The sequence below is a fragment of the Sphingobacterium siyangense genome, assembly GCF_007830445.1.
GTDB classification, from domain to species: domain Bacteria; phylum Bacteroidota; class Bacteroidia; order Sphingobacteriales; family Sphingobacteriaceae; genus Sphingobacterium; species Sphingobacterium siyangense.
Map to the genome: position 1 here is coordinate 78,412 of NZ_VLKR01000018.1, position 19,868 is coordinate 98,279.

General features: G+C 39.7%; 12 protein-coding genes and 3 tRNA genes. 7 read left to right on the plus strand and 8 right to left on the minus strand.

Translation table 11 applies throughout. The annotated features are described in order from the left end of the window. Positions 1 to 29: 29 nt before the first annotated feature. Positions 30 to 4,448: a DNA polymerase III subunit alpha gene (gene dnaE, locus IQ31_RS16420; RefSeq protein WP_088162789.1), complete on the minus strand. Its 4,419-nt coding sequence runs from the start codon at positions 4,446 to 4,448 to the stop codon at positions 30 to 32. Positions 4,449 to 5,097: 649 nt separating this feature from the next. Between dnaE and IQ31_RS16425 the strand changes: the two genes are divergently transcribed. Then, the gene (locus tag IQ31_RS16425) at positions 5,098 to 5,880 is read left to right on the plus strand and encodes a Cof-type HAD-IIB family hydrolase (RefSeq protein ID WP_088162791.1); all 783 of its coding nucleotides are present in this window, start codon (positions 5,098 to 5,100) and stop codon (positions 5,878 to 5,880) included. On the opposite strand, the gene IQ31_RS16430 is transcribed toward IQ31_RS16425, so the two are convergent. After that, complete coding sequence (locus IQ31_RS16430; protein WP_115046816.1) at positions 5,877 to 6,476, minus strand: hypothetical protein; 600 nt, start codon at positions 6,474 to 6,476, stop codon at positions 5,877 to 5,879. The genes IQ31_RS16425 and IQ31_RS16430 overlap by 4 nt on opposite strands. A gap of 45 nt (positions 6,477 to 6,521) precedes the next feature. Here IQ31_RS16430 and IQ31_RS16435 point away from each other — a divergent pair, with 45 nt between their 5' ends. Then, entirely contained in the window at positions 6,522 to 7,424 is a 903-nt protein-coding gene (locus tag IQ31_RS16435) for a pirin family protein (protein ID WP_088162793.1), read from the plus strand. 139 nt (positions 7,425 to 7,563) lie between these two features. Here the strand turns inward: IQ31_RS16435 and IQ31_RS16440 are convergent, their stop codons facing one another. After that, positions 7,564 to 8,163, minus strand: a complete 600-nt coding sequence (locus IQ31_RS16440; protein WP_088162794.1) for a DUF502 domain-containing protein — start codon at positions 8,161 to 8,163, stop codon at positions 7,564 to 7,566. A 44-nt stretch (positions 8,164 to 8,207) separates the two neighbouring features. Continuing rightward, positions 8,208 to 10,649 carry a bifunctional UDP-N-acetylmuramoyl-tripeptide:D-alanyl-D-alanine ligase/alanine racemase gene (locus IQ31_RS16445; RefSeq protein WP_145328718.1) on the minus strand — a complete coding sequence of 814 codons (2,442 nt, stop codon included), beginning with the start codon at positions 10,647 to 10,649 and terminating at the stop codon, positions 8,208 to 8,210. A 77-nt stretch (positions 10,650 to 10,726) separates the two neighbouring features. On the opposite strand from IQ31_RS16445, the gene IQ31_RS16450 reads away from it, so the two are divergent. The 3 genes from IQ31_RS16450 (at position 10,727) to IQ31_RS16460 (ending at position 11,490) form a co-directional block, all read left to right on the plus strand. Then, a complete protein-coding gene (locus IQ31_RS16450; protein ID WP_088162796.1) occupies positions 10,727 to 11,215 on the plus strand; it encodes a regulatory protein RecX in 489 nt (162 codons plus the stop codon). A gap of 112 nt (positions 11,216 to 11,327) precedes the next feature. Further along, positions 11,328 to 11,400 (plus strand) — tRNA-Gly (locus IQ31_RS16455). Positions 11,401 to 11,405: 5 nt separating this feature from the next. Beyond that, positions 11,406 to 11,490: transfer RNA gene (locus IQ31_RS16460), tRNA-Leu, on the plus strand. A 138-nt stretch (positions 11,491 to 11,628) separates the two neighbouring features. Here the strand turns inward: IQ31_RS16460 and chrA are convergent. The 3 genes from chrA to IQ31_RS16475 form a co-directional block, all read right to left on the minus strand. Further along, the gene (gene chrA, locus IQ31_RS16465) at positions 11,629 to 12,957 is read right to left on the minus strand and encodes a chromate efflux transporter (RefSeq protein WP_115049411.1); all 1,329 of its coding nucleotides are present in this window, start codon (positions 12,955 to 12,957) and stop codon (positions 11,629 to 11,631) included. 203 nt (positions 12,958 to 13,160) lie between these two features. Then, entirely contained in the window at positions 13,161 to 13,682 is a 522-nt protein-coding gene (locus IQ31_RS16470) for an OmpA family protein (RefSeq protein WP_075994015.1), read from the minus strand. 97 nt (positions 13,683 to 13,779) lie between these two features. Next, positions 13,780 to 15,966, minus strand: a complete 2,187-nt coding sequence (locus IQ31_RS16475) for a glucoamylase family protein (protein WP_088162797.1) — start codon at positions 15,964 to 15,966, stop codon at positions 13,780 to 13,782. A gap of 160 nt (positions 15,967 to 16,126) precedes the next feature. On the opposite strand from IQ31_RS16475, the gene IQ31_RS16480 reads away from it, so the two are divergent. Both IQ31_RS16480 and IQ31_RS16485 read left to right on the plus strand, forming a co-directional pair. Further along, positions 16,127 to 17,080 carry an acetyl-CoA carboxylase carboxyltransferase subunit alpha gene (locus tag IQ31_RS16480; protein ID WP_046671762.1) on the plus strand — a complete coding sequence of 318 codons (954 nt, stop codon included), beginning with the start codon at positions 16,127 to 16,129 and terminating at the stop codon, positions 17,078 to 17,080. Between the two features lie 266 nt (positions 17,081 to 17,346). Beyond that, positions 17,347 to 17,419 (plus strand) — tRNA-Lys (locus IQ31_RS16485). 417 nt (positions 17,420 to 17,836) lie between these two features. Here IQ31_RS16485 and IQ31_RS16490 read toward each other — a convergent pair. Continuing rightward, positions 17,837 to 19,735: an alpha-L-fucosidase gene (locus tag IQ31_RS16490; protein WP_088162798.1), complete on the minus strand. Its 1,899-nt coding sequence runs from the start codon at positions 19,733 to 19,735 to the stop codon at positions 17,837 to 17,839. Positions 19,736 to 19,868: the final 133 nt, after the last annotated feature.

Here is a 19,868-nt window from a genome sequence, read left to right on the forward strand (position 1 = left end):
AATCTTAATTACACAAATTCCAATCCAAACTAATTCAATCGGTAATTTATCCCTTCAAACTTATCTATACAGTCCAAAAATTCATTTGTTAGGTTTATTTTCAGACTTTTAGCTGGCATTTCGACAGATATTTCATCTTGGGGATCCCAAATTTTAAACTTTAATTGACAATTTGGCACAACCCCCTCAATCTCATTTTGCGCCAGTATATCTTTGATTCCGTCAAGAAATGCTTCATTCAACTTAGGTAAAGGAATATTGATCGTAAAACTCTTCGCCATCTTCTCACGAAGATCCGAAAGTAACTGTACACTGCGCAGCTCAAAGCCCCAATTTCCAACCTGCCTGAAACGCTCCTGTACCAAACCCCGCAATTGTACAAAATAGCCTTCTTGCAAATAGCCCTTTAACTTGACGTACTCTTCGCCAAAAACTGCCATATCATAAGAATCACTATAATCTTCTATGATAAACGACGCAAAAGGTTTACCAGTCTTCGTTAATCGATGGTTTGCCGATGCGATAATACCACCGATCACCAATTCTTTATTCTTGATTCGATTAAACTCAAGCAAAGTCTCTTCATCGACCTCTGCCGCCTTAACTTTGTTGATCAATGCCAAATCCGAAACCGAATTCTGACAAAAATGTTCTATCTCAAAGCGGTATGTATCTAAGGGGTGACTGGTCAAATAAATACCGATAACATCTTTTTCATATTTAAGCTTTTCAATCAATCCCCATTGCGGACAGGGTGCCAAAACAGGTTCCGGCAATTCTGCAGCACCACCTACACCAAACAAGCTCGCCTGGGCCGAACTTTCATTTTCTTTAAAACGCTGGCCGAATCGTATCGCCTTTTCCATTCCTGTAGAACTTTCATCCGAATGAAAATACTGTGCACGATGCGTATTATCGAAACTATCAAAACCACCAGCATAAGCCAGACTCTCGAAAGCTTTCTTGTTGACCGCACGAAGATCAATCCGTTTGGCCATATCGAAAACAGATTTATACAATCCTGATTGTCGAGTTTGCACGATAGCATCTACTGCTCCTGCCCCGACACCTTTAACTGCACCTATCCCAAAACGAATAGCTCCAGACTCATTTACCGTAAACTTATAATAGGATTCATTCACATCAGGACCAAGCACCTCTAGTCCCATACGCTTACATTCCTCCATAAAGAACGTCACCTGCTTGATGTCATTCATATTGTTAGAAAGTACCGCAGCCATATATTCCGCTGGAAAATGCGCTTTCAAATAGGCTGTTTGATAAGCAACCCAAGCATAACAGGTAGAATGGGATTTATTAAATGCATAACTTGCAAAAGCTTCCCAGTCGGTCCAGATCTTCTCCAAAACTTTTGCATTATGTCCTTTCTCCTCTGCCTGTGAAACAAACTTAGGCTTCATCTTATCCAGTACCGCCTTTTGCTTCTTACCCATAGCCTTACGCAAAACGTCGGCATCACCTTTCGAAAATCCAGCTAACTTTTGAGACAAAAGCATTACCTGCTCCTGGTATACCGTAATTCCATACGTTTCTTTCAAATATTCCTCACAGGCATCCAAATCGTAAACAATAGGATCTATACCATGCTTACGCTTAATAAAACTTGGAATATACTCTATTGGACCCGGGCGATAAAGTGCATTCATCGCAATCAAATCGGCAAATACCGTCGGCTTAAGGTCCCGCATGTATTTCTGCATTCCAGGAGATTCATACTGAAACACCCCGATGGTCTCTCCACGTTGAAAGAGCTCATAAGTAAGCTCATCGTCGATCGGAAATTGATCCGGATCCAGCACGATACCATGGCTTAATTTGACATTTTCGACTGTATCTTTAATCAGTGTAAGTGTCTTTAAACCCAAAAAGTCCATTTTCAGCAAACCGGCACTTTCAACAACGTGGTTATCGAACTGCGTCACATAAAGATCCGAGTCTTTTGCCAAAGAAACAGGAACGAAATTAGTAATATCGTCTGGCGTAATAATAACACCACAGGCATGGATACCTGTATTTCGGACAGAACCCTCCAAAACCCGGGCCTGTCTGATCGTTTCAGCCTCCAATCCAGCACCATCAGCAATAGATTTCAACCGATTAACAGCTTCAATTTCCTCAGTTCTCAGCTTTTCCTTTAAGCCGGCATCATCTAAAGTAAAAATCTTGGATAATTTAAGATTCGGAATCAGCTTGGCAATCTCATTGGCATCACCCAAAGGTAAGTCCAATACACGCGCTGTATCTTTGATGGATGACTTCGCTGCCATTGTACCATAGGTAATAATCTGGGCAACCTGACTAGCGCCATATTTATTGATTACATATTGCATGACACGACCACGCCCCTCGTCATCAAAATCGATATCGATATCCGGCATTGACACACGGTCGGGATTCAAGAAACGCTCAAAAAGCAAGTCATATTTAATCGGATCGATATTGGTAATTCCCAAACAATAGGCTACCGCCGAACCAGCAGCAGATCCCCGTCCTGGCCCCACGGAAACTCCCATATCTCGGGCTGCCGCAATAAAATCTTGAACAATCAAAAAGTAACCCGGATACCCCGTTTTCTCGATGGTAGCCAACTCAAAGTCTAGGCGCTCCCGAATATCAGTCGTAATTTCTTCATAGCGTTTCTCCGCCCCCACATAACAAAGATGGGCCAGGTATTTATTTTCACCACGTTTTCCACCATCTTCAAGATCGGCTTCCACCTGAAATTCTTCGGGTATATCAAATTTAGGCAAAAGGACATCGCGGTTTAACTTAAATATCTCTACCTTATCGACAATCTCCTGAATATTTAGAATCGCTTCAGGCAGATCATTAAACAAAGTCTTCATTTCGTCTGAAGACTTGAAATAATACTCCTGATTCGGTAAACCAAAACGAAACCCTCGTCCCCTACCTTTAGGCGTTGAGAGCTTCTCACCATCTTTCACACACAGCAAAATATCATGTGCATGCGCATCGCCTTTCTTCTCATAATATGTATTATTGGTCGCAACAACTTTAACCTCATATTTACGGGAAAACTTCAGCAACGTTTGGTTCACACGATCCTCATCTTCCTGACCATGACGCATCAATTCCAGGTAAAAATCATCCCCAAATTGTTCTTTCCACCACAGCAAAGCTTCTTCGGCCTGGCTCTCACCAATATTCAGTATTTTATTCGGCACCTCCCCCTGTAAGTTACCTGACAGCGCAATAACATCTTCCTTGTATTGAAGAATAAGATCTTTATCAATCCGCGGAACATAATAGAACCCAGACGTATAAGCAAAAGAAGCCAGTTTAGCCAGATTATGGTACCCGCGTTTATTTTTCGCCAATAACACAATCTGATAACCATTATCCTTCCTGGACTTATCTTTGTGGTTTTCACAAACAAAAAACTCACAACCAACAATTGGCTTTAAAAGCTGACCAGTAGGCTCCTCTCCATTCTCAACTGCCTCCGCATTTTGTGCTTCAACTTCTTTATTATGGCCTATAACACGAGAAACAAACTCAAAAGCCCCCATCATATTTCCGTGATCCGTTAACGCAACAGCAGGCATATTATCCTTGACCGCTGCCGAAACTAACTTATCGTACGACATCGTCGACTGCAGGATCGAAAACTGAGAGTGGTTATGTAAATGGGCAAATTTGGCATCCTTTAAAGCTGCTAACGCGTCCGCATCAACGACAACCTTGACTTCATCTGGCTGAGACCGTTTTCTAATTTCATCAGAAGCTGCTTTTAGGTTGATATGTTTCAGTCCAACAGTGGGTATAGGCCCCGGGTTGTTGGTTTTAAAATCGACAAAGTAGCCCGTATCGACCTGAAGTTCTTCGGCAGTGAATACCTCTCTTCTGACAAGCTCCAGAAAACAACGTGTTGTCGCCTCAACGTCGGCTGTTGCATTATGTGCCTCAGCAAACGGCACCCCGAATAAATAAGAATGCAGCTCGGTCAAATTGGGTAATTTAAAACGCCCACCGCGACCGCCTGGAATTTTCAGCAGTTCAGCTGTTACTTCCGTACAGGTATCCAATACAGGCATATTAGCCATATTGGACGCAACACCATAACGGTAAAATTCACAGCCCATGATATTCAAATCAAAACCAATATTTTGTCCAACAACAAACTTGGCTTTATTCAATGCCACATTAAATTTCTCTAGGACCTCCTGAAGCGGCAATCCCTGTTCTTCGGCCAATGCAGTCGATATGCCGTGTATTTTTTCAGAGTCATAGGGTATATCAAATCCATCTGGCTTAATCAAGAAATCGTGATGTTCGACCAAATTTCCCATCTCATCATGGATCTGCCAAGCCAATTGAATACAGCGAGGCCAATTGTCCGTATCGGTAATTGGTGCGTCCCAACGCTTAGGCAAACCCGTCGTTTCCGTATCGAAAATAATATACATAAAATTCTAACCCTCTTTAATACAATACATTAAATGCAAGACAATTTACATTTTTTTGAACTTGAAATTTACGAAATTATTAGAGAAGATTGTGTCAGATTTTTGCGAAAATCCACTAAAGAAAATCTGGCGTTACACGATATCTTGCAGTTGTTTCGCTTTAACAAGAAACAGTATCATAAACTCCTTTATCTTTCTCTTTTTATTTGCATCGAAAAAGTCAATATCAGGCCAAATCATCAAGCCCTCGAGCTCTTTTTTATCATGTATATCAAAAGATCTAACAGTATACCAACTTCAAATTACCAGTTTTTTTAACACGTACTTCATAGGGACTTTATAGGGACCTCATTCGGACCTCATTCGGATGAACCCCTATAATCTCCCTATTAATCCCCTTGTATCTCCGATTTTATTTCCTTCTAATTATGCGGTTGATATTTATTGCTCTCTCCCCAGTGTGGTAAAAATTCTCATCTAAAACCGCAACTTAGCATCTACAGACCGACTGTTTTCCATTTGGGCATACTTATCCTCAATACAATTAAAAACGAGATAAGCCTATGGGCGATAAAACACCTCAAATTTAATATTGTAATAGTTACACTATCCCAAGTATTTAGTATATTTGATTTTGACCCAAAAATCCATGATTAAAGCTATCTTTTTTGACATCGATGGAACTTTGCTAAGTTTCAAAACACATCAAGTTCCCGAATCTACTCAACAAGCATTTCAATTATTAAAAGAAAAAAACATCAAGGTATTTGTTTCAACAGGAAGATCCTACAATCAGCTGGGGCATATTCGTTACCTCGATTTTGATGGATATATCACCTTCAATGGCGGGTATTGCGTCACGAAGGAACAGGACGTAATTTATAAAAATAACATTCCTCAAAAAGACATTCGCTCCTTATTGGATTATGCTAAAAAGCGTGAAGACCTGACTTTTTCATTCATGTCTGAAAAAGAAATTTCCTTGAACCAGGTTACACCGGAGGTATTCCAAATGTACCAGCAGGTCAATGTCCCCACCCCACCAGTTCGGGATTACGAAAAGGATTTTGATCTTGACTCAGTTATGCAGGTCAATGTTTTCATCAATCCTGAAGAAGAAGCTGAATTTATGGAAAATGTGATGCCAAATTCAGTTGCGTCGAGATGGACGCCCGTTTTTGCTGATGTCAATCCGATGGGGCAAAGCAAAAAAATTGGAATAGATGTTTTTTTAGATCATTTCAACTTCAGCTTGGAAGAAACCATGTCATTTGGCGACGGCGGAAATGATATTACAATGCTAGCGCACACCCATATTGGAATTGCTATGGGTAATGCAAATCCCGAGGTAAAAGAAATTGCAGATTATATAACAGACAGCGTTGATGAAAATGGTATCTGGAATGCATTAAAACACTTCAATATCATCTAAAGTTGGATAGTTAAAGTTATTCGAGAAGTATTGCTGTTGCTATTCATCAGCAAATTATGTTTTTCCGGAAAAAGATAGTCCAATCGGTATCGAAAATCACGTATCAATGTGCTACTAAACTGACTTTCCAGGTAATGGTTCACGCGATAGCTAACTTCCAGCATAATCAGTTTGGATGAGCCCGATAACCGGATCCGAACTGGATGAGAAGACATCGTATTATAACCATTTTCAACAGCATGCTGTACCACAGGAAAAAGAATAAGCGACGGCAACATAATTTCATCCTGAAACTGTAGCTTATTTTCCCATTTGACTGAAAAACCTGCTGGAAGAAAACGCTCAGCCAACTGCAAATATTGGTTCAACAAGTTAAGCTCCACCTGCATAGCCTCAAATCGGTCAACATGAAGCTTAAGCAACTGCTCTTGAAAAGCAAAATAGTCCGCTGAATCTATTTTGTCACGTTGTATAAAATGCCCTATCAAAAAACTGTCCAGCTGACTGTTCCTAAAAGACAACCTATCCGCCAGTGCTAAAAGCTCTTCATTTCTTACACTCTTTTTACCCAAAAAACGATTGATTATACTCGACATTTCTTAAATTGCTGTAGATTAGAAACACAAAAATAAGGAAACATTATGTCAAATATTGCAATAGTTATTGAAGAAAGAGCCGCTGACATAGGCAATTTCTTAGTTGGGCGACTTCTTCCTTTCAGGCAGAAACGTATGGTCGGCCCTTTTATTTTTATCGACCACATGGGACCTGATAACATTGCCGAACCGCACTTTATGGATATTGCTCCACATCCGCATATCGGGTTATCCACATTGACTTATCTATTCGAAGGTAGCATTATGCACCGTGACAGCTTAGGAAATGCCGTGGAGATCAAACCTGGAGCAGTCAATTGGATGACGGCAGGTAAGGGTGTCACACATTCCGAAAGAACTCCCGAACAGCTGAGATCTACCCCGCACGACCTACATGGGCTGCAGATTTGGGTGGCCCTACCAAAAGAACTCGAAAAAATGGAACCTAATTTTGTTCACATAGAAGAACCACAGCTTCCACATTGGACCGAAGAGGGTGTATCTTATCGTTTAATTGCAGGTGAAATTAAAAACCATCGTTCCGAGGTTCCGGTATATAGTCCATTATATCTTATTGAAATCAAAGCAGAACAAGATGCGACCATCAAACTGGGCGATTACCTATATGGCGAAAGTGGATTATATATCCTTCATGGAACTGTTCATGCGGAAGGCCAGGAATTCGGTCCAAAACAGATTTTAGTTGCCAAGGATGCAAAACTATGTGAATTCGAAATGAAGGCGGGTACTTCAGTTTACATTTTTGGTGGTGAACCTTTTCCTGAACAACGATATATCGACTGGAACTTCGTCGCTTCAGACATTGAAACTTTAAAAATAGCGCGCGAAAAATGGGAAAATCACGAATTTCCAAAAGTACCTGGCGATGACGGCTATATTCCAATCCCACCAGTAAATCCGACTTTAGGACAGAAAAAAAATCAATAACAATATCCTGAACCGATAACAACGTGGACGTATAAATTGAAAAAGTCGCACACGTTGAAAGACACAATAGGCAAAAATAAAAATGCTGGAAATCATACAACGACTTCCAGCATTTTTACTTAAGCGATATGAAAGCCGACTAATGGGCTATCCCGCTCACACCACCGGAAACAACGAGTTTCATGGCATCTGTTGGAGACATATCTAATTTTTTCACCTTATCTGCACTGATAATGACAACCTGCCCTGCAAAAGAGTAGGAATATGGAAAATACACCATAACTTCTTCTTCAAGCCCAATGCTTTTTAAATCATGCTGCGTTAAGAAACCTATCTTTTTCAGACCAAACTCATTCACCGTCACCAGGACAGGTTCATTAAATTTCTTTGCATCACCAACAAAGGCCTCCGTAAAATCTTTAATCGAAGAATATAATGTATTTAAAAGTGGAATCCGCTGGATCTGATGATTAATCCACACTTTAATGGGGTCTGTCACAAAATTTGTAAAAATAAGCCCCGCCAGAACCAATACCAAAATAACGGTCAGAATACCTATTCCTGGAATATACAAGGGGTGCCCCCTATCATCCTCCAAAAAATGTTCAGTTAGATTCAATGCCGAATCAACTGATGCAACAATCCAAACTATTAAAAAAATTGCACCAGCTAGAGGAACCACTACCAGGACACCTCGTATCAAATAATTAATAAATCCTCTGATTAATTTGCTAAACATGAATTGAAAATCAAATATTATTCAAAAATGCAGAATATCCTTTATTATTCATAAAAATATACTCTTTTTACGCGTTGGGAAATACTCGTCAGCAGTTCATAGGGAATCGTCCCTATAGTCTTCGCCGCTGACTTTATATCAGGGTAAACGATAACTTCATCTTCCTCTCCAACTTCCACATCCGTTACGTCCAACATACACATATCCATACATATATCACCTATAGTAGGGACTAAAAAACCGTTTATCAACATTTTACCGACACCGTTACCAAAACGCCTATCGTAACCGTCTGCATAACCAATTTTAATTGTCGCAATCTTACTGTCTCTATACAGGACGCCGTGCCTATTATAACCTACGGTTTCACCTGCTGGGAGGTATTTAATTTGTGTCACATTCGTTTTCAAGGTACTCGCCTCCCTAATGGGTAAATCATGGCGCTCAATATCGATACCATAGAGACCTATCCCCAACCTCACCATATCAAAATACGCATTCGGCCACAATTCAATACCCGATGTTGCTGCAATATGACGTAGAAAAGAATATCCTATACCACTTTCGAGACGCTTTGTAAACTCATCCAGCAGATCAATTTGTCGCTGTGTAAATTCCCGATCCTTTTCATTACCTGCAGACGCTAAGTGGGAAAATGCAGATTTAACCTCTAAAACCGCTTCCGCACCTAACACAGCTATTAAACGATCGACCTCGTCAGGCATAAAACCCAACCGATGCATACCTGTATCTATCTTAATATGAATCGGAAAAGAAGCTATTTGTTTCGTTTTCAGAAAATTCAAAAAGGAGAACAATATTCTAAAGCTATAAATTTCCGGTTCAAGGTTATACTGAACAATGGACTCAAAAGAACTTTCATCAGGACTCATCACTACAATAGGTAATTTTATGCCTGCACCACGCAAATCAACTCCCTCATCCGCAAAAGCAACCGTCAGATAATCCACCCGATTGAATTGCAAAAGATTTGCGATCTCGAAGCTTCCACTACCATAAGAAAAAGCTTTGACCATGGTCATCAGTTTCACTTGTTTCGGCAGGAGCTGTCGATATACGTTCAAATTATTCTCGAGTGCATTCAAATTGATTTCAAGCACGGTATCATGCGATTTTGCAACTAAAAGCTGACTGATACGTTCAAAATGAAACTCACGTCCTCCTTTCAATAATACCGTGGCATTTTCAAAAGAAAGCGACCTAATATCGGCCAAGAAAGCAGTTGTATCGCTATATGAAATAGAAGGCACTTCAAATTGTGCTGCCACTTTAGGCAACACTTCACCTATCAATATCAATTTATCCAAACGATACTCACGAAGCAAACGTTTCAGCTTGGACAAACTTTTTTCATCTTCGATATGGACACCAGGGATATCCGACAATATCAACATCTTGAACGGATGCTGTCCTTGCTGATTTAAAAACTCCAGGGCTATCTGCAGCGCATCTAGATCATTACTATACGAGTCATCGATAATTGAGCTATTCTTTTTTCCTTTTTTTAACTCAAGACGCATCGCCACTGGCTGCAACTCTTTAATCCTCGATGCGATCACTTCATTTTCATAACCAAAACGTAGCATCACCGCTACACAATTTATCGCGTTCTCAACATTTCCTTTATCCACAAACGGCACTTCAACAGCAAAGGTGCGACCGGTATAATAGAACGTGACCATAGTAAATCGGTCGTTAACCTGTTTGATGGAATACACTTCCAAAGAAAGGCTCTCATCAAGCCCCCAAGAAAATTTTCGTGGCCTATAAGGCAATTGAATATTTTCGAGGTAACTGTTTGGAAAAATCATGGTTTCAACATTTTTAAAAAGCTCGAGCTTTTCATAAATCTTTTCCTCCTTAGATTTAAAACCAGCTTTATGGGCAACACCGATGTTGGTCAATAGTCCTATAGTTGGTTTTATCATCTGCTCAAGGCGCAGCATTTCCCCCTTTTCTGAAATCCCCGCTTCGATTAGCGCAAGATTATACTGATCGGATAACCCCCACAAGGACAACGCCACACCAAGTTGAGAATTATAGCTCTTAGGACTTCGGTAAATCTTATATTCAGGAGACATAAGCTGGAAAAGCCACTCTTTTACAATCGTTTTGCCATTGCTCCCAGTAATTCCAATGACAGGAGAATCAAATTTCTGACGATGAAAAGTTGCCAGCTCCTGCATAGCAACTAAACTATCCGCTACCCAAAGAATATTAGCTTCCAAAAGCTCCATTTCCTGTCCCTCATCGGCCTGAAGCACAAAATTACGAACTCCTTTTTCGTAGGCTTCCCGGATATACCGATGACCATCTCTGTTCTTCTGAAGTGCAAAAAAAATCCCGTTGTCCGCCTGAGCAATTTTACGGCTGTCATAAAATAAATGCTGGACAAAAGAATTGGGATCCGTGATAAATGTGCGATTGGGATGTAAAATCTGGGCGATTTCCGATATTTTGTACATTCTCCTGATATATTTTGATTGTGTCAAAACTGAACATTTTTTTAGTTATTTCATATTATTTTTGAAATTTTGACAATATGTTTGACGAAGAAAAAAGAAACAAGAAGATATTAACGCAGCATCAGGCGCAGTTGAAAGCGGAAAGCTATTGCGTCTATCAAGAACGCGCACAGCAAGAAGTACGCGATAAGCTCTACAGCTGGGGACTGAATGAAGTAGAAGTCGAAAATGTATTGGCCAATTTGATCAGCGATAATTTTTTAAATGAAGAACGCTTTGCTATTGCCTACTGTAACGGAAAACTCCGCATGAAAGGCTGGGGTAAAGTAAAAATCAAGCAGGCACTCAAAGCAAAAAGGGTATCCGAACAATTGATAAAAATTGCATTTAAGCAAATCGATCCAGATGAATATGAACAAATCTTAAATCATATCATTGACAAAAAACTCCGTGAAATTAGTGGTAAGAACCACTATGCAGTTAAAAACAAAGTTTATCAGTTTGCACTATCCCGCGGATTTGAAAGTGATTTAATTTTTTCTACACTGAATTCAAAGGAGTTATAAAAAACACAGAAAGAAAGTAAATAAATATTTTGCAATATTGAATTTTCGCTCTATATTTGCATCACCAAAAAGGAACGCAAGGTTCTTTTAAAAATTGAAATAAAATTCCAATGCGAAAATAGCTCAGCTGGTAGAGCACAACCTTGCCAAGGTTGGGGTCGCGAGTTCGAATCTCGTTTTTCGCTCACCTGCCTAGGTGGTGGAACTGGTAGACACGCAGGACTTAAAATCCTGTTCCCGTTAAGGGAGTGCGGGTTCGATTCCCGCCCTAGGTACAAGAAAGCTCATCTAACGATGGGCTTTTCTTGTTTATGCGCGTATATTACCTCGAATGGCCCTATCAAATTCACAAAACGCCCTTCAATCTTTAATAAACTTGCTTGCGAAGCTCATCAGCCAATGGACATTTTATTTTATCGCCATAAAAATAAGAGAAAGCCGTAGGCCAAACTCAACAATATAAGTTTCAACATGCCTATTTTATACTTGAATAAAAGAAAAAGTGAAAATAGCACCCAAACCAGAGCCATCGGCTCAATGGCATACCAAGAACTGACACCACTTGGAAATAGAATCCCTATACCTAAATAACAGGCTAAATTAACGATTACACCAACTACGGATGCAGTCACTAAAGATAGGATAAATTGTATACATGTATTTTTTTGGGTCCGTTCAATCAGTGGTGCCCCAACAAAAATCAAGGCAAAGTTTGGCAAAAAGGTAAAATATGCTGTAGTGATCAAACCTATTGCGGCCATGGAATAGGACTGATGAAAATGATTGAAGCCAGCCATAAAACCAACATAGGCCAAAACAACCACTAAAGGCCCCGGGGTCGTCTCTGCAAGAGCAAATCCATCTATCATCTGGCTCTTCGAAAGCCAAAACAATTTCTCTGTCACAAGAGCTGCAACATAGGGAATGACTGTATAAGAACCTCCAATCGTCAAATACGCAGACTTTGTAAATAAAAAAGAAAGTGTCTTCCAAAATTCCGTGTCGATGGTAAAAAACAGCAAAATGCTCAACGGAATCAACCATAGTAAGAAAAACAGCAACACCTGAAGAGAAATACGACGGTAGGATACCGAAGGAAGTGTTTCGAGCGTATTGACATAATAAGTAGATTCGAACTGCTTGTCTTCATTTTCACGATTAGCATCAATTTTGGAAGTTTTTGACAAGATTGCATATAGTAATAGACCAACAGCGATCACACCCATAATAATCCAGGGCATTGGAACCCCAGCAAAATACGATAGAAGAAAAGCGGCCAATGCTACCAAATAATGCCATGTACTGACAAGAGATTTCTGCCCCACCCGAAAGGTTGCAAATATAATGATCGCAAGAACTGCAGGTTTTAAACCCGAAAATAAAGCAATAAACAATGCGGTGTTGCCATAGTGCGCATATAGTGTACTGAGTCCGCATATAATAAGAAGTGAGGGAACAATAAAAAATACCCCGGCCAACACAGCACCTTTTATGCCGTGCAACTTCCATCCTAAATAAATCGTCAATTGATGCGCTTCCGGTCCCGGCAACAACATACATGCATTAAGTGCCTGAAAAAACTTCCTGTTACTTACCCATCTTTTCTTTTCGACCAAAAAATCGTGCATAATGGTCACATGGCCGGTTGTTCCACCAAAACTTATCCAACCTAACTCAAACCAAAACCACATGGCTTCCCGAAAAATTGGCTTCTGTCTATTATTTTCTTCCTCTAAATTCATCTTTTTCAACGCTATTTGTCTTAGGCCCGGATTTTATCGAAAACAATTTCTGCAGAACAGGCCCCATTCCGATGTCTCCTGTTTTAAAACACCTTGTTTCGGGAGACCATATACAGCGGTGTAAAACCGCCATATAACTGCATAAAAAAAGCGAGATATCTTAAATATCTCGCTTTTTTTATATTAAGAATTGGTCTGATAAACTATTTTTTATCTAAAATAGTAACTTCCACTCTTCTATTTTTTTGACGTCCTTCCGGACTTTTATTATCTCCAACTGGATTTGACTGACCGAAACCTTTTGCCGTAATGCGTGATTCAGCAACCCCTGAATCTACCAAGAACTTCTTAACAGACGCCGCTCTTTTATCGGAAAGCCACTGATTATACTCAACAGTACCCGTAGCATCAGTATACCCATCAACTTTGATCTTATTATTACTTTCCTTCAAGATCAACGCCAATTTACTAACTTCAGTTTTTGCCTTCTCAGATAGGTAAGAAGAGTTTGTTGGAAACAATAAATCAGACGATATACTAAACTTAATCCCTTCATCAGTTCTTTTCGCGTCATTAAAATCCTTCTTCACATTTTTCAAACCATCATCAGTTCCATCTTTTGTTACAACTGCACCTGGATTGACTACAATAGCTTGTTGTTTACAGGAAAATAACGATAAACTTGCACATAAGGTTAAAATTCCCAAATTAATTTTTCTAAGCATGTCGTTTCTAACGTATTTAATATCGATTTAAGCAAGTAAATATAGCGAAAAAAGTCCAATATGACATCCCTTCTACGTCATATCTAACGTAACAAATCTATTTCTTGGTATATACTTTTTCTAAAGTCTTTTTTACCTCAGGAATATTTTCATACAATTTCCAAATCATGCCTGAATTTGCATTCTCGATCATCACAGCAATCGTTGCCTGATTCCTCGCACGATAACTTTCAGAAACATCGTTGTTTTTAATATCAATCCAGCTTCTGAAACCATATTGTGTAAATAACACATCAGCGTATTCTTCGTAAAATTTACGTAATGCTTTTAGACCAATCTCCTTTTCAAATGGGTAAGCTGCAATAGCTATTGCAGGATTCACCAAATACCCCTGATAGGTATCTTCCACATTTTCCACTCCCCAAATATCGGTAAATCGTGTCCCTATACTCATTTCATTATCTCTCCGTTTATAGGCAAGAATATAATTCGATAAATATTTTTTGTAATCTACAAAGTCATCTACTTTCCCTTTAGGATCCATAATCAAAAAGGGACGATAGACAGACATCAATGATTCATTTAAACTGCCGCCTGCAATACTCTTGGCAAAAATAACTTTGTCGTCGGAGTAGATCGAAATTCCGGCATTTCCCCTATCGCCAATTAAAGGGTTTGCACTTATTGAAAGCGCCAAAGAATCATTTAATTTCATTTTGAGTTCAGGAGCCAAATCACTGGAGTCATCCCCAAAATACAATTCGTTGCCTTGATGTTTGGTTGCAAATCCATTGATATAAGCTGAAATAGCTAAAGGGTGGGTAGGTGAAGACATCGCTAGTAAATAGGTACCCAAACTCTCGTTAAATCCCCCCAAAGGCCTCGATCTAGCTGTACTGTCTACAGGCGACCACTTATTCCAGAGTACATCAGGATTCTGTGCGTCGGTAAAATAGTTCCAATTTATGCGTTCCCAGAGCTTCGTAATATTATTTCTCAACGTCTGTTCCTCGGGATCTTCTTTAGAAAAATATTGCCGGGCGATTAAAAGCGATTCCATGATATGGGAGGTTCCGCGCAAATCGTACGTTGGAATTGAATCGCGATAATAAGGCACCCCCGACCGGCCATCGTAAAGCGCTGTAAAGACCCCTTGATGTTGTTGTGCACTGCTCAAAAATTTTACAATCCGTGTTAACCTGACTAAAAGAGCTTGTCGCGAGATCAAGTTATTCTCTCCTGCCACAAGTAGGCCCAAAATCGCATAGCCAGTTTCATTTGTAGATACAATAGCCTGCCTATTGCCTCGATCAGGCAGAAACATACCACTATTCACATCATAGTTGTCTATAAAATAATTCACATGAGCATTCCGGATAAAATTCAACATCTCCGTATCCGTACCTTTTTTTGTCTGTACCTCCCTAACCTCAGAAAAAGGAGATTCAACATAATTATAGTCTACCCAAGCGATCTTATAATAATAAGATTTGTTATATTCATTTACCCTATCTAGCGACTTCTGTACATAGATGGGTAAAATTGCTATCGGCTGAAAATTGAGTTTATCTTCCGAACGATAGATTTTCACGTAGCGAATACTTGGTGTTAGCGGCAATTGCCAGACCAACTCGACTTGTTTATCCACGGAACTGATCTTAGATAAGATAGCTGCTGATGACAGTCTTACCTTTGGATAGTTTTTGGGCAAAAACTCTATTTGATCGATAAATAATTGATTTGTCTGCAGTGCAGTTCCATTCTGTTCAAGAATTAAAGCCGAAACAGGCTTCCCTAATGAAATTCCTACACATTTGGCGACTGGAATGGAAACATTAAGCCAGGTATCATAAGCAAAATCATCGATATAATTTGCGATATCCACAGCATTTGTCCTTGTATCATTTTGCTGTAAGGTGACTTTTGGCAATTGTCCCTTTTCAGTATTGCTTTGAATAAAAAGCTTAAAAGTTAGCTGATCATCCTTAGCAATTAAATAGGGAAATTTCTGTTTATCGTTTAAAATACTTGCCTCCCATTTACCATTAGGAGAAGAAACGTACCGCAAAGAAAGCGAATTGCCTGGCGTAAAAAACAAACTATCGGAAACCGGTAGGCTATAGCTCACATTTTGGATCCATGATTCACCAGTATAATGAGCGATACTCTTAGCATAACTCCCGTTGATAACACTATTGTCAAATAAAACCTCAGGATAACTTTCTGATCGAACAAGTGTAGGTAAGATCAGTAACAAAAGAAAGTAAAAATATTTTTTCAGCATAAGTCAACATTTTTCACAGGCCTACAATCAAAAACTAAGCCACCAGTACGATTATAACGCAAATGTAACAAAGGAATTCCAATGATATTATCCTCCCTAATTTTAATTTCAGAAAAAATGCGCTAAATTAGCCCTCTGAATATTTTCATAAAATAGATATATGAAAACCACGTTTGATTTTGAAAAGCCAATTGCAGACTTGCAATTGCAAATTGAAAAGGTAACTCAAGTTGCCGAAAAAACTCAAGTTGACATGAGCGCAACCGTTCGTGAGCTTGAAGAAAAGCTTGCTTCTACTGAAAAAGAAATATACGGCAATTTAACAGGCTGGCAGAACGTTCAAATGTCACGCCATCCGGATCGCCCTCAGACTTATGATTATATAGAAGCTATCTGCGACGAATTTATCGAGTTGCATGGTGACAGAACCGTTAAGGATGATAAAGCGATTGTCGGTGGTATGGCTTCTATTGATGGTAATGCCGTTATGATCATCGGTCATCAAAAAGGTAAAAACACCAAAGAGCGTCAATACCACAACTTTGGAATGGCCAATCCTGAAGGCTACCGAAAGGCCCTACGTTTAATGAAAATGGCTGAAAAGTTCAATAAACCTGTGATCACTTTAATTGATACGATGGGTGCTTATCCAGGACTTGAAGCTGAAGAACGCGGACAGGGTGAAGCGATTGCACGCAACCTCATGGAGATGGCTGTATTGAAAGTTCCAATCATTTGCGTTGTTATTGGTGAAGGAGCTTCAGGTGGAGCTTTGGGTATTGGCGTTGGAAACAGAGTCTACATGATGGAACATACCTGGTATTCGGTCATATCGCCTGAATCTTGTTCTTCTATCCTATGGAGAAGCTGGGATCATAAAGAAAAAGCCGCTGAGGCATTAAAATTGACTTCAGAAGACATGTTGGGCAACGGCTTGATTGATGGTATTATCCCTGAACCGCTAGGTGGTGCTCACCAAGATCCCGCGGCAGCAGCGGCTAATCTAAAAAGCCAGCTGTTGAAAGATCTTGCTGAATTGACGGCTAAAGATAGCGATACATTAGTTACTGAAAGAATTGATAAGTTTAGCAAAATGGGTGTGGTAACTGAATAATGTTAGCAATACAACCCTAAAAAATAAAAAAGTCAGCAGTTAGCTGACTTTTTTTATGGTTATCCTGCATTAAAAATACACCTCCTCGTTCCAAAAAACAGCCTCCATACAAATCAATCCTATCCACAAGCTTCTAAAAGACTTTTTTAATAAAAAATAATTCGGTAATTTTTAAATAGTTACAACTTTAATCAATAAAAAAGACAAAAACATTTTGCGCAAATAACTTATTTTTCTACCTTTGCATCACTTTCAAAAACAGAAAGGATTCCGTAGCTCAGCTGGTAGAGCAATACACTTTTAATGTATGGGTCCTGGGTTCGAATCCCAGCGGGATCACAAAAAAAAAGCTAATCTTACGATTAGCTTTTTTTGCTTTATCGGTATTTGAACCCGAAAGAAGTGTAGACAGGGTTTGATCGGAACATGTTAATCTACATCCCAAAATGTTCTATTACCCCACAATAACGATCGTTTTGTTATCTAAGCGTAGTCCTTTTCTTTTTTAATTTTTAGCTGCACAAATTAGGATCAAGTAGGGACGAAATTCGCTTTTATTACAGTGCTTGTTCAGTGCTCGTTCAGTGATTGCTCAGTGATAGTTCAGTATAGACTGAATAATCACTGAGCAATCACTGTCTAAAAATTGATTGAAAATTGTTATTAGGTATAAGTTGGTATGCGAGACTTAGAGGAAATTAAACCGAGATAGATTTAAACAAAGGAACGACAGATGCTCACCGATCTCAATACAAATTATTCGGGCAGTAATATGACTTCCAAAAACTTCACCATTTCGCCCCCCGCTATAGTATGGGCACGTAATTCAATCACTTGCTTGCCCTTTGGTAATAGCACCGTACCCAATTCAAGTTGATTGTCATGCAAACTGACAGCAGACGACGGATCTATTGTAAAATCCGTATTCTTCCCCCCTAAATTTAAGCCGAGCTTCCCTCCCGTACCTGCAACATCTTTCACATACCGGATAGCCACCTTGAAGCGTCCGCCATTTAACACATTCGTTTCCCATCTCAAACCCTGATTTAAACTAGTCCACCCCGTCACATAGTAGCGATTCCTTTTACCATCTCCAAACTTCATCGGACTACCTATCTGTTTTGCATAAAAGGTCAGTAGCCGGTTTTTATTGATATTATGATCCACATACATTAAATCAGGATTTATTGGATTCGTTATCGTATCCTTCAATTGCACCACCACAACCAGGTCATCCTCCTGAGACGTAATTTGATCTATAGGAATATGCAGTCCATCTTTTTCGGATCTGTATTTTCTGATCGTTTCTCCCGACAGTAACGAAACAGAATTAACCTTAGCAATCAGTCCGCCGACAATAAGATCATTCCGTAGAGGACGTTCGAAAACGTGTAAATACAGGGTATTTTTACGCTGTGTAATGACTCCCCAGGGCTGACGAGGTAAACGAGATGGTCCAACAGCAATGACACTTTCACTACTCCCCCGCATCCAGTGACCTAACCTCTTTAAAATTGCGACGTCAGCACTGTCGATGCTTCCGTCACCTTTTGGGCCAATATTCATTAGAATATTCCCACCCATGGCCCTAGCCTTCGCTAAGAGTTTGATAAAATGAGCGGTCGGTTTATGGCTCTTATCGGTCGACGAATAGCCATAAGATTCATTTGTAGTTGGTATGGCCTCCCAATAAGCGCCAGAAGCAACTGGATAATACTCCTCAGGTCGATCTGCCGTATTCAGATAATCGCCATAATTCTTTTCCTCTGTACGGGCCAATCGACCATTGACTATGATATTCGGATCTGCTGTTCGAATAGCTTTTAAAATTCTCAGGTTTTCAGATAGCGGCAACTTATGAGGTGTATCAAACCACAACAAATCCGGATGATAGCGCTGAATAAGCTCCTCAATCTGTGGAATCGCCTTTTGATCCACATAATGCCTGGCCTTTGTCAACCATTCGGGATGTTTGTCAAACCAATTTGTACCACCCAACAATTTATCCCCACCTGGATTACTGTAATCCCAGTCATTGCCCGGAGCATCCGGATGCTCCCAATCAAAAGCATGCGAGTAATAGAATCCAAACAAAAGCCCATGTTTATGGCAGGCTACTGCTAATTCCGCCAATGGGTCCCTTTTAAATGCGGTGCTTGACAATGAATAATCACTTGAAAATGCGGAAGGGTACATCGCAAAGCCATCATGATGCTTAGCCGTGATGATAAAATATCTCATCCCTGCATTTTTTGCCAACAATACCCATTCCTCTGCATCAAACTTTAAAGGATTAAATCTACGTGCAGAATCAAGGTATTCAGTACGTGGGATTTTCATCACACGCATCAGATGCTCCGCATAGCCCCCTCCCGGCCTCCCCTTCCAAATATTTCCATATTGAGAATAAACACCCCAATGAACAAACATCCCAAATGAGGCTACCTTCCATTTTTCTAGGCGTTGTTCACGAGTTAATGCAGCTTGTTTCCACCAACCAGTTTCTGCTTCAACAATCGCATTTTTATCACGTGCTGTCGCATCATTAAACATATTTGAAGCCTCATTGCCCTCATTTACATTTTTAATCTGTGCGCTCGAAAACAATATTCCCGAAGAAAGTATAAAAAGAAAAAAACACTTGATTTTAAACATAACTTTGGTTTTATGAAGATGGCAAATCCAACCTGAAAGATTTCAGACAGACACCCTTTCTAAATTTATTGAATTATCGTTCCTGGCGACCTAATGGAAGGAATATAGGATCGATTTTAACTATAATCAAAAA